The sequence below is a fragment of the Breoghania sp. genome, assembly GCF_030066895.1.
In the GTDB taxonomy this organism is placed as follows: domain Bacteria; phylum Pseudomonadota; class Alphaproteobacteria; order Rhizobiales; family Stappiaceae; genus Breoghania.
Genome location: NZ_JASJAV010000020.1, coordinates 1 through 16837, shown reverse-complemented (window position 1 = coordinate 16837; position 16837 = coordinate 1). Strand labels below are relative to the sequence as shown.

Annotated in this window: 12 protein-coding genes and 3 pseudogenes; 8 read left to right on the top strand and 7 right to left on the bottom strand. The window is 59.4% G+C overall.

Annotation, left to right across the window (positions count from 1 at the left end; genetic code table 11):
- Window positions 1–196 precede the first annotated feature (196 nt).
- A complete protein-coding gene (locus QNJ43_RS19375; protein WP_300472205.1) occupies window positions 197–751 on the top strand; it encodes a GNAT family N-acetyltransferase in 555 nt (184 codons plus the stop codon).
- Between the two features lie 115 nt (window positions 752–866).
- Here the strand turns inward: QNJ43_RS19375 and QNJ43_RS19370 are convergent, their stop codons facing one another.
- Entirely contained in the window at window positions 867–1805 is a 939-nt protein-coding gene (locus tag QNJ43_RS19370) for a hypothetical protein (protein WP_300472203.1), read from the bottom strand.
- A gap of 2081 nt (window positions 1806–3886) precedes the next feature.
- Here QNJ43_RS19370 and QNJ43_RS19365 point away from each other — a divergent pair.
- Entirely contained in the window at window positions 3887–4111 is a 225-nt protein-coding gene (locus QNJ43_RS19365) for a hypothetical protein (RefSeq protein ID WP_300472201.1), read from the top strand.
- Window positions 4112–4278: 167 nt separating this feature from the next.
- Window positions 4279–4761 carry an MAE_28990/MAE_18760 family HEPN-like nuclease gene (locus tag QNJ43_RS19360; protein ID WP_300472199.1) on the top strand — a complete coding sequence of 161 codons (483 nt, stop codon included), beginning with the start codon at window positions 4279–4281 and terminating at the stop codon, window positions 4759–4761.
- 93 nt (window positions 4762–4854) lie between these two features.
- Here QNJ43_RS19360 and uvrB read toward each other — a convergent pair.
- The 3 genes and pseudogenes from uvrB to QNJ43_RS19345 all read right to left on the bottom strand — a co-directional run.
- Window positions 4855–7548, bottom strand: a pseudogene (gene uvrB, locus QNJ43_RS19355) (excinuclease ABC subunit UvrB); the annotation flags it as partial.
- Between the two features lie 67 nt (window positions 7549–7615).
- Window positions 7616–7941, bottom strand: a pseudogene (locus tag QNJ43_RS19350) (SelT/SelW/SelH family protein).
- A 64-nt stretch (window positions 7942–8005) separates the two neighbouring features.
- Complete coding sequence (locus QNJ43_RS19345; protein WP_300472195.1) at window positions 8006–8299, bottom strand: ATP-dependent Clp protease adaptor ClpS; 294 nt, start codon at window positions 8297–8299, stop codon at window positions 8006–8008.
- Window positions 8300–8507: 208 nt separating this feature from the next.
- Here QNJ43_RS19345 and QNJ43_RS19340 point away from each other — a divergent pair, with 208 nt between their 5' ends.
- A complete protein-coding gene (locus QNJ43_RS19340; protein WP_300472193.1) occupies window positions 8508–8888 on the top strand; it encodes a hypothetical protein in 381 nt (126 codons plus the stop codon).
- Window positions 8889–8895: 7 nt separating this feature from the next.
- Complete coding sequence (locus tag QNJ43_RS19335) at window positions 8896–9168, top strand: hypothetical protein (protein ID WP_300472191.1); 273 nt, start codon at window positions 8896–8898, stop codon at window positions 9166–9168.
- Between the two features lie 13 nt (window positions 9169–9181).
- On the opposite strand, the gene greA is transcribed toward QNJ43_RS19335, so the two are convergent.
- From greA to QNJ43_RS19320, 3 genes are all read right to left on the bottom strand, one after another.
- Window positions 9182–9655: a transcription elongation factor GreA gene (gene greA, locus QNJ43_RS19330; protein ID WP_300472189.1), complete on the bottom strand. Its 474-nt coding sequence runs from the start codon at window positions 9653–9655 to the stop codon at window positions 9182–9184.
- A gap of 249 nt (window positions 9656–9904) precedes the next feature.
- On the bottom strand, window positions 9905–13177 hold the full coding sequence (carB, locus tag QNJ43_RS19325) for a carbamoyl-phosphate synthase large subunit (protein ID WP_300472187.1): 3273 nt from the start codon (window positions 13175–13177) through the stop codon (window positions 9905–9907).
- Window positions 13178–13427: 250 nt separating this feature from the next.
- The gene (locus QNJ43_RS19320) at window positions 13428–13703 is read right to left on the bottom strand and encodes a helix-turn-helix transcriptional regulator (protein ID WP_300472185.1); all 276 of its coding nucleotides are present in this window, start codon (window positions 13701–13703) and stop codon (window positions 13428–13430) included.
- Between the two features lie 925 nt (window positions 13704–14628).
- Here QNJ43_RS19320 and QNJ43_RS19315 point away from each other — a divergent pair.
- The 3 genes and pseudogenes from QNJ43_RS19315 (at window position 14629) to QNJ43_RS19305 (ending at window position 16616) form a co-directional block, all read left to right on the top strand.
- A pseudogene (locus tag QNJ43_RS19315) lies at window positions 14629–15696 on the top strand (AraC family transcriptional regulator ligand-binding domain-containing protein).
- Entirely contained in the window at window positions 15697–15846 is a 150-nt protein-coding gene (locus tag QNJ43_RS19310; RefSeq protein WP_346433059.1) for a helix-turn-helix domain-containing protein, read from the top strand. It begins immediately after the preceding pseudogene.
- Window positions 15847–16166: 320 nt separating this feature from the next.
- Entirely contained in the window at window positions 16167–16616 is a 450-nt protein-coding gene (locus tag QNJ43_RS19305; protein ID WP_300472183.1) for a MerR family transcriptional regulator, read from the top strand.
- The last annotated feature ends 221 nt before the right edge of the window (window positions 16617–16837 follow it).

Here is a 16837-nt window from a genome sequence, read left to right as displayed (position 1 = left end):
AGCGGTCCCATAGGGACGCTTGCCTCGATACTTTCCATGCTTGGGAAGGGGTTCAGGAGACAATTTGGCGTGTGCCGGTTCCCGGTGTATGACGATGACCGGCCGCAGATTTGAGACTGGACGACTGCGGTCTCCGGGGGCACAGTTTGCGCGGTTCCTCGCGGACCTTCCTTCCTCCTGCAAGACTGTCCAACTAATGTCCAATCTTACCATACGTAGCGCATGCGGGGACGATATTCCCGCAATTGCGACAATCTATGCGGAGGCGGTCGAGACTGGCACCGCGTCCTTCGAACTTGTTCCCCCCGACGAGCGCGAAATGCTGAGGCGTTTCGAGGCCTTGAGCCAGGGGGGATTTCCCTATCTCGTCTGCCTGGAAGCGCCGGAGAAGGCGGGCGGCGGCGAGGGGCGCGTGCTCGGCTACTCCTATGCCGGACCCTACAGGCCGCGTCCGGCCTATCGCGGCACGGTGGAGAATTCCGTCTATGTGGCGCGCGATGCGCGTCGGCTCGGCGTCGGCCGGGCCCTGCTGACGCGATTGATCGAGGAGACGACGGCGCGCGACTTCCGCCAGATGGTGGCGGTGATCGGCGACAGCGACAATGTCGCCTCTATCGAACTGCACCGCTCCATGGGCTTCCAAATGGTCGGCACGCTGAAGAATGTCGGCCGGAAATTCGATCGCTGGCTCGATTCCGTGCTCATGCAGCACGCGCTGGGCGAGGGGGCGGATACGCCGCCCCACAGATAATCTCCCAAGCTCAGGTTTTCGGGTCGAGACGCAAAACGGCCCGGAGCGCCGTTGAGGGCGTCCGGGCCGCGATATTCAGACAATCACGGGTTGAAGCGACGGTGCGCCTGTCTCCTCAGTCGTGATCGTTGCGAAGCTTCACGATGTTACCGTCATTCGGCGCATCGCCGGCGTTCTCGTCCGTTTCGGTATCCGACGTCTCGAAGATGTCCGGATCGGGCTTGTTGTCGGCCGCCAGCACCTTCTCCACCCGTTCCACCGCGCCGCCGTCCGTGGCGTGTTCGGAGGAGACCCCGTCCTTTTCCATCGCCATCTGATAGTTGGCGATGACGGACTTGAGCTGCGCGATCTGGTCGACGGCGGTGTCGTACTTGATCCGGTAGCGCTGCAGCTTCTTGTTCTCCTCCACCAGCGCCTCGTTGCTGTCGGAGTATTTCTGGTTCTGACCGCGCTCATGGTTGAGGTCGGTCAGCACCGAGTTGTAGCGCAGGTTCAACTCGCGCAGCTTGGCGTTGGCGGCCAAAAGCTCGTTGCGGTCGTGCTCGTGGCTCTTCTGGGCGCTGTCGAGAAGATGCTCGATCTCCTGCATGCGCTTGTTGAGGTTGCGCTCTTTCAGCGAATTGTTCTCGGTCGCCATTTCCTGCAGCGAATGGGCGCCAATGCGGCGCTGCGAGGACAGGTTTTCGATTTCCGAATTGAGCGTGTAGATCTCGTTGTCGTGCTTGCGCTTTTCCTCTTCCAGGCGCGATCGGGCGTAGTCGATTTCCTGCTCGGCGATGTCGAAGCTTGACTTGAGACTGATGGCCTCGTTGCGGAACTGGGCGACCTCGCGCTTGGCGGCCTCAAGCTCGGAGGCGAGCTGCTGCGACTTCTTCACCTCCTGCTCGGTGAGCGTCGCGCTTTCGCTGAGATTCTGCTGCAGTTCCTTCTCGCGCAGGGTATGGCCGTCGAGCGCGTTCTTGATGCTTTCGGAGTGCTCCTCCTGGGCCGCGAGCTTGGCCTTGGTATCCTTGTATTCGCCGGTCAGCTCCGCGATCTGCGCGTTGGCTTCCACGAGTTGGGAGCTCTGCGCGGTATTCCTCGTTGACCTTCTTGTTGTTGTCGCGGATCGAGACGAGGTCGTTGCGGGTCGATTCCAGGGTCGTGCGCGTTCCGGTGCCGCGCTTGCGCAGCGAATGCACCTCCGCCAGCGCTTCCTCCAGCTGGGTGGAGAGCGATTTGACCTCGTGATTGCGGTTGATCAGCTCGGTGGCGAGCTTGGCGTTTTCCGACTTCAGCCGGATCTCGGTTTCGATATGGGTGCGGGCGTTGTCGACTAATTCCGACAGCAGGGAGATCGAGTTGGCGCTTTCGGCGGCGAGCGAGTTCACCTGCTCGAAGGTGCGTCCCAGGCCGCCGACACGGGTCTTCAGATTGTCGAGGTTCCGCAGCTTCTCCTGCATGCGAAGCGCAAGCGGGGAAAGTTGCTGGACATTGCTCTCCTCGGTTTCTCCCTCGTCGAACAATTCTTCGTCCTCGGCGCTGTAAGGCGTGGGACGCGCCGTACAGTTGTCACCGGACGGCGAGTTCTGCCGATTGGAGAAAATACCCATATCTGAACTCCTGGATGACGCCATGCGGCCCTCGTTTTCCGTCTGTTTCCAGCCCGCTCCGGATGTTTCTCCAGTGTAGCGTTAACCGGAAATTAACGAAAGTGAGTGGTCTCGCTCATATCTATGTACCCTCAAAGTAATTGAATGATGACTAGCATGCCAATGACAAAATGTAGGTTTGATTTCAGCCATTAAGCGAAAATCTATGAAAGAACTGCGTCAATCGGTTGAAATAATTGGCGAAAATTACGATATCCGACTATGCAGAGAAGGTACACGTTTCGCGTGCATTGGTCGCATTCTCACCTGCGGTGAGGCGATATGCGGCGCGGATGCGTGCGAAACCCCGCAACGAGCCGCGCACGCAGCGTCGTCGCCCGATCCCGCAGGGTCGACGTTTGAAGGGAATCGGCAGGGTTCTGGCGGCTTCACCAGGCCTGTTCGATGTTGTTTCGAGTCTTCGGCGACTGCCCGCCGGAACCTTGCCCATGACGTTGTCTTGAGTGTCTCGCTCGGTCGCCTGACCACTCTCACGCCACGACTTCGGGAGCATGCCTTTTTGGCGGTACCCCCTGAGCGGGTCGACGGTCTTGCAGCAAGGTTTGACCGTTCGCTCCGCTCCGAAGCCGCGTGCCCTATCGAATCCCGGGCCCCCACGACTGTCTCGATCACGTCAGCCTAATCGGGTCCGTTACGCCCTTTCAGCCGTCGCCGTCACGACCCCCGACCCACGTAGCAGACGGTCTGCTGCGGCTTCCCGTTGCGGGCGGGTGATGGGGAAAGGATATGGGGAGTGCGATAGGAAAGTGGGGGCGGTGAATAGGGCCAGGCCTCCCCTCCCATGGGGAGAGGGCTGGGGATGCTTGCGTGGATACGGAGAGCCTGACACCCCTCACCCGGAGCTTCGCTCCGACCTCTCCCAATGGGAGAGGTGATTGTCCCAATGGGAGAGGTGATTGCGCCAGTTTCATTGCCGTGCCAGCATCGCCTCACAGACGAAATCCGTGTTAAACGGGGGCTCGGGCACCTGACGGCGGAATTTCCAGTCGGAGAGATGCCGACTGGGCAGTCGATGCCTGAGCCGGGCGTCTGTTGGGTCATGGCTGAGCGCTCGCGCATGCGCGAGTATCTTGGGCTTGCGGCTCACTCCAATCCCCGCCGGAGAATTGATTTTCTCATTAATGAGGCTATTCGGCATTTCCACGATTGGTACGCTACCTGTTGGTAGGCGTAAGAGGAAGGCTGCGTATTGTTTGCAATTATCGAATGCGGTATCACGCCATTGTGATTCATTAGGGGTAAATTTGAAGTGCTTAAAGATCAGATTGAAACGGCAAAGCAAAATTTTCGAATTTATACAGTTTAAATTAATCTTTGTGAAATATGTTATATGTATTAGGCGGGATAATTAAATATACGTCCTGCTTTCCAAATATTTTTTAGATGGACGGCACAAAAGAAGTCAGATTTTATATAATATATATTTGTTAATATATCGGTTCCTCCCGCCTTTGTATATGAAAACAAATCAGGTGATTGGGAATTGGTGGATGTGTTGCAGAGGGTCTCTACTATTTTAGAGTTTATGGGGATATTGTTTGGAGAGGAGGCGTTGCTCCCTAAAGCAGGCGCTCCCGCGAATATTGCAAATAGGTTTTTGCTTCGAGCGCTTGAAGCGATATTCGTAGGACCCTTGCGGAACTTTGATGATATTTGGGTTCTCAAGAATCGTGATGAATTTATCCGCAGCAGAATTGAAAATTTTTGATCTCAACCACAAGTTCTAGAAATGAGTGCGCCTGGCTTAACTGGTACATTGCGGTTGGGTCGGATAATTCCTTTTGGTGGCCGTTGGTTCTCTCCGAATGCTTGAGATCAGCATGTATTTTGATTTGATAGATCGTTCTCGACTAGAAAGAGTGAAGAGATTATCGGATGTTTTATTCCTTATACGCATTGAGTGAGAGCCCAGTTCTTTTGGAAGTCGCTTCTCGATCGGTAGTCGTTTTATGTTACGCGGAATGGGAAGGATTTTATAATGAGTGTGTAGAATATTTTATAGAATTCCTGAAAGAGAATAGCCTTCTCTCTAGAGTCGAATTGATTGAATCAGTGCTGGAAATATTAGATGCTGATTTTGAGAGATTTGAAAAAAATTTTGTCAAATCAAAATTCAACTTAAATTTCTCCAAGCTAGAAATAAATTTTTCTATTATTGGTTTAGAAATTGTCCGTCTAAAAATATACCGAAATAGAATAAATAAAGATCTTGTTTTGTGGCGACATAAAATTGCGCATGGCGATGCCCCCGATCTCAGTTTGCTTGATGCGCGAAGTCACGTCCATTTTACGTCGAATCTACTTTTGGAAATAAGTGATATTTTCCAACAAAAAATGCAGGATCTTCTCCATATCTAGCCGGTTTTAGTTCTACCTCCCTGGTCGTTCCGTCTTTCGCGGCCTACCTCTCCGTCCCTTCTTCTCCTCGCTGCCGGTACCCGGGCGGCCGTGGCCGAGAGGCACTTCCGTCCTCCCCACTGTCATCTCGTCCAGCGTGTTCTTGCGCACTCTGGAGCCTGACGCGGGCATGTTGGCGCTGGCGCCGTAAGTGCGCTTGCCGTGGTAGCCGCCGCTCTTGTCCTCGATTGCCGACTGGCGGGCCAGCGGGTCGTCGGAGACTGCGAGTTCCGTCTCGCGCAGGCGCTTGACCTCGTCGCGCAGGCGGGCGGCTTCCTCAAAATCGAGATCGGCGGCGGCGTCGCGCATGCGTTTTTCCAGCGCCTCGATATGCGTCGCCAGATTGCTGCCGATCATCTCGCCCGCGTTTTCGGCAAAGCCGGAATCCACCGTCACCCGGTCGTGCTCGTAGACGGAACTGAGAATGTCGCCGATGTCCTTCTTCACCGACTCCGGCGTGATGCTGTGCTTCTCGTTGTAGGCGATCTGCTTGGCGCGGCGGCGGTTGGTCTCGTCTATGGCGCGCTGCATCGAGCCGGTGATGTTGTCGGCGTAAAGGATGATCCGGCCATCCACGTTACGCGCGGCGCGGCCGATGATCTGGATCAGCGAGGTCTCGGAACGCAGGAAACCTTCCTTGTCCGCATCGAGGATCGCCACCAGTCCGCATTCGGGAATGTCGAGGCCCTCGCGCAGCAGGTTGATGCCCACAAGGACGTCAAACGCGCCGAGACGCAGATCGCGCAGGATCTCGATGCGTTCCAGCGTGTCGATGTCAGAGTGCATGTAGCGCACGCGCACGCCCGCCTCGTGCAGGTATTCGGTCAGATCCTCCGCCATGCGCTTGGTCAGCACGGTGACGAGGCTGCGATAGCCCTGGGCCGCCGTCTCGCGCACCTCGCCCAGGAGGTCGTCGACCTGGCTCTTGGCCGGGCGGATATCGACGGGGGGATCGGTTAGGCCGGTGGGGCGGATGACCTGCTCGGCGAAGACGCCGCCGGACTGCTCCATTTCCCAGCTTCCGGGCGTGGCCGAGACGCAGATCGTCTGCGGCCGCATGGCGTCCCATTCCTCGAAGCGCAAGGGGCGGTTGTCCATGCACGAGGGTAGGCGGAAGCCGTATTCCGCCAGCGTCGCCTTGCGGCGGAAGTCGCCCCGGTACATGCCGCCGATCTGCGGAACGGTGACGTGGCTCTCATCGATGAAGAGCAGCGCGTTGTCCGGCAGGTATTCGAACAGCGTCGGCGGCGGCTCGCCCGGCGCGCGGCCGGTCAGATAGCGCGAATAGTTCTCGATGCCAGCGCACGAGCCCGTCGCCTCGATCATCTCGATATCGAAAAGGGTCCGCTGCTCCAGACGTTGGGCCTCCAGCAGGCGGCCGTGATCGTTCAGCTCCGCCGGGCGTTGCTTCAGTTCCGCCTTGATCGATTTCACCGCCTGATTGAGCGTCGGCTTGGGCGTCACGTAGTGCGAATTGGCGTAAACCTTGACCGATTTCATCTCGCCCGACTTCTGGCCGGTAAGCGGATCGAACTCGGTGATGGCGTCGATTTCATCGCCGAAGAGAGAAATCCGCCAGGCGCGGTCCTCGTAGTGGGCGGGAAAGATTTCGACGGTGTCGCCGCGCACGCGGAAGGAGCCGCGCTGGAAGGCGGCGTCGTTGCGCTTGTATTGCAGGGCAACGAGGTCGGCGAGAAGCTGGCGCTGCTCGATGCGCTCGTCCACCTCCAGCGAGAAGGTCATCGCCGTGTAGGTCTCGACCGAGCCGATACCGTAGATGCACGACACGGAGGCGACGATGATGACGTCGTCACGCTCCAGCAGCGCCCGCGTGGCGGCGTGGCGCATGCGGTCGATCTCCTCGTTGATCGAGGATTCCTTCTCGATATAGGTGTCCGTGCGCGGGACGTAGGCCTCCGGCTGGTAGTAGTCGTAGTAGGAGACGAAATACTCCACCGCGTTGTCGGGGAAGAAGCTCCTGAACTCGCCGTAGAGCTGGGCGGCCAGCGTCTTGTTGGGGGCGAGGATCAGGGCGGGGCGCTGCGTCTCGGCGATGACGCTGGCCATGGTGAAGGTCTTGCCCGAGCCGGTGACGCCGAGCAGAACCTGCGTGTTCTCGTTGTCGTTGGCGCCGCTGACCAGATCGGCGATGGCCGTCGGCTGGTCGCCGGAGGGTGAGAATTCCGACACCATCTTGATCGGCACGCCGCCTTCGGATTTCTCCGGCCGCTCGGGGCGGTGGGGCGTCCAGATTTTGTCGTCCTTGTGCAGCGGGTTACCGCCCTCGATCAGGGCTGACAGCGCGGCAACGGTGGCCGTTGCACCGCCGTCGCCGGAGAGCTCGGGCAGGGAATTCTTGCCCTTGCGCCGGTTCTTCTTCTTGGTCTCCGCGACCTGCTTGGCGAGCAGTTCCTCCGCCTCTTCCAGCGAGATGTCGGGCCCGGCGATCGGGTTCATGCCGCCCCCGGCCTTGGCCTTGAGCGGAGCGTCGGCGGATTTCTTGCGCTTGGTGGGGGGCTTGGCGGGTTTCTTGTCGGCTTTCGGGTCAGCCTTGGAGGGCACCTTTTTCGGTGGCGCCTTCATCGCCTCCTCGGAAATCTCACGCGTCCAGTCGGAAACTGAGCCCGACAGCGGCGCGCCCTCGAAGGGAGCCTGGGGGCTCTCGCCGAAACCGGGATTGTCATGACCCGATGCGTCGTCGGCGGACGTATCAGGGCCGGAAGTGGAGGAGGATTTCTTGGCTGCCATGAGCGCGAATATGGGACGAAGCAGCGTGCAAGGGAAGGGGGCGCGTTGCGCCTTTGTTCCGTATTCGTCAGTCGCGGTCGGCGTGTCCCAGAGCGAGATCTGGATCGATCACGTCGCGCACGCGCTGCTTGAGGACCTTGGGCTGCGGGACGCCTCCCTCGGCCTTGCGATCCCAGATGGGCGTTTCGGTGCCTTTGTGGTGCACGGTGATGCGGTAGATGCCGCCGGTGCTCGGGGCACCAGTTTCACTGCACCGAGCTCTTCCGAAAAGGTCTGCAGCAGTTCCTGCGCCACCCAGCCCGCGCGCAAGAGCCAATTGCACTGGCGGCAATAGGTGACGGTACTGTGAGCTTGTCTGTCATGGGTAGTTTTTCTCCGAGGGGACGCACGCACCTGGACGTTTCGCTCTGATCACACGGAAACAGGCGCTCCGGCTTCTGCGCCCAGGCTGTCGTGCCTACTCTTCCGGCTCGGTCGTGAACATCAGGGGAAAGCCGAATCCCTTCGCCATGTCGACAGCGCGGGTCGCTTTCGTTTCCGCGACATCCTTCTGATAGACGGCGACGACGCAGGTGCCTTTCTGGTGCGCTGTCATCATCACCGCTTCTGCGGCGGCCTCGTTCCTGCCGAACTTGGCCTCCAGCACCATCACCACGAATTCGCGCGGCGTGTAGTAGTCATCGTTGATCAGGATGACCTTGTACATCTTCGGCCGGGCTTTCTTTTTCGGTTCGAGATCGGGATCCGCCATGCGGGTTTCCTCGGTTTGAATGGGGCGGTCGGAGCGGTCGTGTTCGAAGCTGAGGTCGGGACACTCCCATTGAAGGGGGCGCGATCTTTCATTGTCTGCGCTAACCTTTGCGTCAATTCCGGCGCAATTTCTTCAATTCATCGCATCTGGATATTGCATGCAGATCATTGAAAGCAGTCATTTCGGTGTGCGTTTGGCACGCATAGTCTTGACGTCTGCGAACCAGGATCATCGGGTGACATTGTTCCCGATGATCCATATCGGCGAAGCAGCATTTTATGAAAAGGTGGTGGCGGAGGCGTTTGCGCACGACACCATACTTACCGAAGGGGTGAAATCGCCGGTGGCTCGCCGCATCAAGCGCACCTACCGCTGGGTGCGGGCCTCGACACGGCTGAGCCTGAGACTGCAGAGCGAGTTTCGTCCCAAGGAGCCGTCCTCCGCGACGATTGTTCGGGGCGATCTGAGTACGGCCGAGTTCGAGCATCTGTGGCGCGATGTTCCCTTTTGGATGCGGTTCGCGAGCTTCTTCGTCGTACCGATGATCGGTTTGAAGAGGCTCTATCTTCGCCATGCGCGAAACGCTTGAGGCGAACATGAGCCTTTCTGATCGCACGAGCGGCAGGGAATGGCTGGAGCGGGAGCCCGAAACCGAGGCGCTGGACGAAGCGATCATTCACGTGCGCGACCGTCGGCTGATCGATTGTCTGGAAGAAGTTCTGGCTGGTGCGCCTGCAGATAAGCCGCAAGCGCATCGCGATCGTTTACGGAGCGCGGCACATACGTGCCGTGCTCCGACATCTGACGGAAAACAACCGTTTTCGCGTTACCGCGAGCGACTGGATGGTTGTCCGGCAGTGACGAGGTAATGCGAGCCGTCTCTCAGATGAACTGAACTTCCGCGATTTCGTAGGACCGCGCGCCGCCGGGGGCTGTGACCTCGACGCTGTCGCCAACTTCCTTGCTGATCAAGGCGCGGGCGATGGGAGACGAAATGGAGATGCGCCCCTCCTTCACGTCGGCTTCAGCGTCGCCGACGATCTGGTAGGTTTTTTCTTCTTCGGTATCCTCGTCGATGAGGGTCACCGTCGCGCCGAACTTCACCTTGTCGCCGGACAGTTTCGTGACGTCGATCACCTCCGCGCGGCTGAGCTTGTCCTCGAGGTCGTTGATACGGCCCTCGTTGTGGCTCTGCTGTTCCTTGGCGGCGTGATACTCGGCGTTCTCGGAAAGGTCGCCATGCGCACGCGCTTCGGAAATCGCCTGAATGATCCTCGGGCGTTCGACGGAGGTCCGATGCTTCAGCTCTGCTTCGAGCTTGGCGTGACCGCTAATCGTCATCGGGATCTTTTCCATGCGTCTCGACCTCTCTGTAGGCCGCGCCGCCTCTTCAGGGACGGGCAGCGAATATCAACACGATACAGCTGGGTGCCGCGTATTGCCGCGACGCCCAGTTCGAACTTGCTACAGGAACCGGATGCGTGAGACCCGGTTTCAATTCTTTCTCAGCCGGACAACACGCCCCTGCGCGCTTCGTGGAACGCGGCGGCTCGGTCCATGCGGTGCATCGCCCGCGTGGCGCCTGTCGATCAGGCAGTCACCTCGTCAGGCAACCCGGGGGAAATAGTCCTGCAACGGCCTGACTTCAAGATTCCCTGTCTTGTAAGCCTCGATTGCTAGAACCGCCGCGATGGCACCTGCCAGGGTGGTGTAGTAGGGCACCTTGTGCAGCAGCGCCGCCTGGCGCAATGATCGGCTGTCGGTGAGAGCCTGGGCGCCTTCGGTGGTGTTGAAGACGAGTTGGACTTCACCGTTCTTGATAGCATCGACGATGTGCGGCCGCCCTTCAAGCACCTTGTTGATCTTGCGACAGCTAATCCCTTTTTCCTCGAGATATCGCTGTGTTCCGCCGGTCGCGATGATGGTGAATCCGCACCGCTCCAGAATGCGCGCCGTTTCTACGATGCGCGGCTTGTCGGCGTCGCGCAGCGAGATGAAGACGGTGTCTTCGACCGGCAGCTTCACGCCCGCGCCGAGCTGGGACTTGGCGAAGGCCACCGGATAGGCGCGGTCGAGGCCCATCACCTCGCCGGTGGAGCGCATCTCCGGGCCGAGCACGGTGTCGACGCCGGGAAACCGGGCGAAGGGGAACACCGTCTCCTTCACCGCGACGTGGCCGAGCGGGCCCTTCTTCAGGGCGAAGGACGCGAGTTCCTCGCCTGCCATGATGCGCGCGGCGACCTTGGCAACCGGGATGCCGATGGTCTTGGCAACGAAGGGCACCGTCCGCGAGGCGCGCGGGTTGACCTCCAGAACGTAGATCGTGCCGTCCTTGATGGCGTACTGCACGTTCATCAGTCCGCCGACGTCGAGCGCCAGCGCCATGGCGCGGGTCTGCTCCTCAAGCTGGCGGATGATGTCGGCAGACAGCGAGTGCGGAGGCAGGGCGCAGGCCGAATCACCGGAATGGATGCCGGCTTCCTCGATGTGCTCCATGATGCCGCACACGAAGACATACTTGCCGTCGCACAGGGCGTCGACGTCGATCTCCACCGCATCGGACAGGTAGTGGTCGAGCAGCACCGGGCTCTTGCCGGAGACGATCACGGCCTCGTTGATGTAGCGCTCGAACTGTTCCTGATCGCGCACGATTTCCATGCCGCGTCCGCCAAGCACGTAGGAGGGCCGGATGACCGCCGGATAGCCGATCTTGGCGATGATCTCGTGCGCCTCTGCGACCGAATGGGCGATGCCGTTCTCCGGCTGCTTCAGGTCGAGCTTGTGCAGGAGCTGCTGGAAGCGGTAGCGGTCTTCGGCCAGATCGATCATGTCGGGCGAGGTGCCGAGGATCGGGATGCCCGCCTCTTTCAGGGTCTGGGCAAGTTTCAGCGGGGTCTGGCCGCCGAACTGCACGATCACGCCCTTGAGCGTGCCCTTGGACTGCTCGACGCGGATGATCTCCAGCACGTCCTCGGTCGTCAGCGGTTCGAAATAGAGCCGGTCGGAAGTATCATAGTCGGTCGACACCGTTTCCGGGTTGCAGTTGACCATGATCGTCTCGAAGCCCTCGTCGGCGAGCGCGAAGGCGGCGTGGCAGCAGCAATAGTCGAACTCGATGCCCTGGCCGATTCGGTTCGGACCGCCGCCGAGGATGATGACCTTGTTCCGCTCCGAAGGCTTGGCTTCGCTGGCGGGATGGCCGGCGAAGGGGGCTTCGTAGGTCGAATACATGTAGGCGGTGGGCGAGGCGAACTCGGCCGCGCAGGTATCGATGCGCTTGTAGACCGGATGGACGCCGAGCTCTGTGCGCTTGGCGGTCACTTCCACTTCGCTGAGATCGGCGAGCTTGGCCAGGCGCGTGTCGGAAAAGCCCATCGACTTCAACTGACGGAAGCCCTGCGCATGCGGCGGCAGGCCGTAGCTCGCCACCTTGTTCTCAAGTTCGACGATGTCGCGGATCTGTTCCAGGAACCACGGATCGACCTTGCAGGCGTCGTGGATCTGCTCGTCGCTCTGTCCCAGACGCATGGCCTGCGCGATCTTGAGGAGCCGGTCGGGCGTCGGCGAAGCGAGCGCGGCGCGGATGGCGTTCTTGTCGTCGTCCAGGCCGAGGCCCGGGATGGTCATCTCGTCCAGACCATTGAGCCCCGTCTCCAGGCCCCGCAGCGCCTTCTGCAGGCTTTCCGGGAAGGTCCGGCCGATGGCCATCACTTCGCCCACGGACTTCATCGCCGTGGTCAGGGTCGCCTGCGCGCCGGGGAACTTCTCGAAGGCGAAACGCGGCACCTTGGTGACGATATAGTCGATGCTCGGCTCGAAGGAGGCCGGGGTCGTGCCGCCGGTAATGTCGTTTTCCAGCTCGTCGAGCGTGTAGCCGACGGCCAGGCGCGCGGCGACCTTGGCGATCGGGAAGCCCGTCGCCTTGGAGGCTAGCGCGGAGGAACGTGACACGCGCGGGTTCATCTCGATGACGATCAGGCGGCCGTTTTCTGGATTGACAGCAAACTGCACGTTGGAGCCGCCGGTCTCCACACCGATCTCGCGCAGAACCGCCAGGGAGGCGTCGCGCATGATCTGGTATTCCTTGTCGGTCAGCGTTAGGGTCGGGGCGACGGTGATCGAATCACCCGTGTGCACGCCCATCGGATCGACGTTCTCGATCGAGCATACGATGATGCAGTTGTCCACGCGGTCGCGGATCACCTCCATCTCGTATTCCTTCCAGCCGAGAACCGATTCTTCGATCAGCACTTCGTTGGTGGGCGAGGCATCGAGGCCGCGTTCCAGAATGTCGAGGAACTCTTCCTTGTTGTAGGCGATGCCGCCGCCGGTGCCGCCCATCGTGAAGGAGGGGCGCATGATTGCGGGCAGGCCGATCTTTTCCAGCGCGACATGGCCGTCGGCCATCGAGTGGGCGAGATGCGAGCGCGACGTGTCGAGGCCGATCTTGGTCATCGCCTCCTTGAAGCGCTCGCGGTCCTCCGCCTTGTCGATGGCGTCGGCGGTCGCGCCGATCATCTCCACGTCCCATTTGTCGAGGGCGCCCATCTTGCGCAAGCTGAGTGCGCAGTTGAGAGCGGTCTGGCCGCCCATGGTGGGCAGCAGGACGAGCTTTTCGTCAGGTCGCTCGGTGCGCTCCTTGGCGATGATCTTTTCGACGATTTCCGGCGTGATCGGCTCGATGTAGGTCGCATCGGCCAGCTCCGGATCGGTCATGATCGTTGCCGGGTTGGAGTTGACCAGGACGATCCTGTAGCCCTCGGCCTTCAGGGCCTTGCAGGCCTGTGTGCCGGAATAGTCGAATTCGCAGGCCTGGCCGATGACAATCGGGCCTGCGCCGATGATCAGGATGGAATTAATGTCTGTACGCTTGGGCATTTCGGCTCCCGGAGGATCGCGCATCGGGCATGCGTCACCCGCGACGCGCAATACGTGTCGAGCAGGGGGGACGCTTCGCGACAACTGATGATGTTCAGCTGAGCGGGCCTTATAGGGAAAAAGTGAGAGGCCGAAAACCCCTGTCGAGCAGCTCTGTCCCGCAGACGGGGGAAAAAGATCGATCGACGGTGTCGTGACGAGGGGACTTCGGTCTTTTCGGATCGGCAGCGGTTCGGGCGGCGACCGTCTCTCAAGTCGTGCGATCTTCCGTCTTGACGTCGGCTTCCGTTTCCTCGCGGCAGACGGTGGTGCCGTCGAAATCGGCGATGCCGAGGGACAGGGCACAGCAGGCCAGCCGGACGGATTTCGGAATGTCGACCTTGCGGCCGTCGCGATCGCCCTTCTCGTAATACTGGATCATTCGCTTCTTCAGGCCGAGCCTGTCAGCGGCTTCCTTCTGCTTCAATCCCAGCGATTTTCGCCACGCATGGAACTGATCCGGCGTCATTGCGGAAGCGGTGTGCATCTCTGATCGTCTCTTCAACTCAATGTCACAAAGGCCCGAAGGGCCTGCAACATATGGGGATTCCTCCGCTCGGGAAAGGTGTGGCAACGCAGTCTACCGGACTTGTGTTTGATGCACAAAGTGCGCATTTCTTGACAAATGCGCACTTTGTGCACTTGTCGAACCGTCGAGATGCGCTGCAAACGGCCTGCCGGTCTCTCGCAAGAAAGGTGTTCGACCTCCCGGCCGCTGCCGGGACGTTCAATCATGAAAAAGTTTTAGAAGATGTATTCGGATCTCGTTCTGACCCGCTCGGCAATCGGTCGCGATCGTTTGGATCTCCATCGGCACGCAACGCTTCGCTGTGCGCTGACGCGGTTGATCCGCTCGGCGACGTCGTTGTTTGGTGGCAGGTCCCGCTAGCGGCAGGCCGCGGGGAAAAGTGATAATCGATTTGCGCTGGTGGTTGCGAAGCGAACCGGTGTAATCGCTTGTTTCCGCAATATTTGTTATATTTTTTATACACAGAAACAAACGGAAACCGGGAGGCCCGATAAGCGTCCCTGTCTTTCTATCTTTTAGTTCATGTAAATCCTTGAAAATAATTTATATATGTGATTTTTAGAGCCAATTTCATGATAAGTTGACCGGTCACTGAATTGCCACATCAAACGATTAACTGTATCATTTTATAAATGCTGAGTTATTCGGATTTATACCGAAGCTCAACGGTTGGCACGCCTCTCAACGTAACGTATCAGAGGACTCCTCGGCGATCTTGACCAAGCGTCAACGCGCTGTGTGGCGTCAATCGGTCTGTCTTTCGATTCTGCTGCCCTTGCCGCAAGGCGGGGGTAATGCGGAAGGGAGGGCCGTAGAAGTGCGCGCGCTCGAACATGTTCGATACCGCCTGATGTGGGTGCGGTGTTCGTTGGTTTGAGTGTCGATGAGCGTGTTGCCGTCTTCGATCGTTCGGTTGAGGCGGTCCTTTGCAGAAGGTCAGGGGCGGCAGCCGCTGCCGCTTGAAGTGATCCGTCGGGTCATGATTCATACGGGAACAGGTCGCAAGCGGCTCAATGGAGGCGCGGTGACCGTAACTGCATGTCGAGACGTGAATACTGCTGCCGACGGCGACGGCGGCGATGCCTTTCTCGTGCATTGTCGCAGCCTCAATGATCTGCCGGACTACCTGGCCATGCGCGGCATCAACTATGCGCCTCTGGCCAATCAGGCAGGGCTCGGTTATGCGGATACCACTGCGACCGACAGCTACGTGGCGCTGGAGGCCTTCTCGCACCTTCTGGAACTGGCTGCGGAAGCGGCGGACGACGAATGCCTGGCCCTGCGCTGGACGGCTCAGGATGCGGAGGGCAATCACGGGACGGTGACTCTGTGCCTGCGTTACGTGCCCAGCCTGCGCGTTGCGCTGGAGAAGCTGGCCCGGTTCATGAGCATTTATATCGACGTCTCGGACGTGGCGGTGGAGTTCAACGGGAACGCCACGCTGTCCTGGCGCTATTCGCCGCTCATCTCTCGGTAGAATCAGATCACTGATCGCAATGCGTGCCTGTTTGTCACCTGGCTGACGACCGCGCTGCCGCGGTCCGAATATCCGGTGGAAGTGAAACTGATGCGCGACCGGCCGAAATCCGTCGCGCTGCATCGCTCTCTTCTTTCCGCAAGTTTGCAGTTTTCTGCAGAGCGCAATGAAATCGTCTTTCCGAGACGCAGTCTCGACTTGCTTAACCCGATGGCCGATGCGCATCTCTTCCGCGCGCTGTGCGATCTCAACGTAAGGCTCATGCATGAGCGCCGCCGGCAGGACGATATTGTGCTGAAAGTGCGCGAGGAAATTATGGTCATCGGCCAGCAGGAGGAGAGGCCGGTCACGCTGGAAATGGTGGCGCGCAGGCTGGGCCTGAGTGCCCGCGGCCTGCAGCGGCGACTGTTGGCGGGCGGGATCAGTTTCAACGATCTGGCCGACGGGCTGAGGCGCGACGCGGCCAAGCGATAGCTGGAGGAAACCGATCTGATGGTGTCCGAAATCGCCTATCGGCTCGGCTTCTTCAGCATCGGCAATGTCACCCGTACGGCGAAGCGGTGGTTCGGGCGGTCTCCGCGCGATTACCGGGCGCACCTGCAATCTTACCGTGAGCGTAAGTAGCATGCTCCCTGTGGGTCGTGTTGTCGCACGTGCCCTTGAGCTAAAATTTTGGCGCGCGGGGCGAATTACGTAGGGCAAGGCAATGGCATATTCCACTCAGTTCCCACGGGATATGTAGCAACTGCCCTGCGGGAACGGAATCGGGAGGCAACGAGAACTAAAAGAAAGGTCCGGACAATTACCGTTTCTTCCGCCGTTGCCGGAAATATGTCGGTGGTTGGAATAAATCCGGATCCCTTGAGAGTGTCGTTGCGTTCGCGTGGCGACGAGGCCGATGGGTGGACGGTCGAACAACCATAATCCACTGGCAAGTAGGCAAGATGAATACAATACCAACAACAATCACCGCCGTTCCTGATATCGCAGGTCCCATCCCGCATTCTACCGACGACGGCAAACTTTATTTCATCTCGGAAATGGCCGAGATGTTCGACGTCACTCTACGCACGCTTCGCTTCTATGAAGAGAAGGGTCTGCTCAACCCGGTTCGCCGCGGTTCGCGTCGCTTCTATCGCGAACACGAAATCGGCCGTATGCAGGTTATCCTTCAGGCGAAGCGCATCGGTCTGACCCTGGTGGAAATCCGCCAGGTGCTCAAGCTGGTCGAAGGCAAGGGTGTGCGCGCGGAACAGCTCAAGAACCTGCGTTCCATCTGCGCGTCTCAGCTCGATCTCCTGGAAGAGCAGACCGAAACGGTCCGTCAGCAGCTCGCCGAGACTAAGCAGATTGTCGCCGATCCGGACGCTCTCGTGGCTTCCGAGGCCCTCTAAGAGCGATCATCGGTCGGACGCTCGGCGCCCGGCTGGGAAGGCTCGACGGGCAAGGACATCTTTTCCTTTCCCCAGAGATATCGGCGCCAGCACGGCTCGGCAGCGGATATCTTTATTGCTGATAACGTACGGTTGGGACCTCCGGGCCCCGGCCGTACGGCAGGTCGAGCGACTGCGTATCAGTTGAATCTAAAGCGCCCAACCCGGCCGGGTTGGGCGCT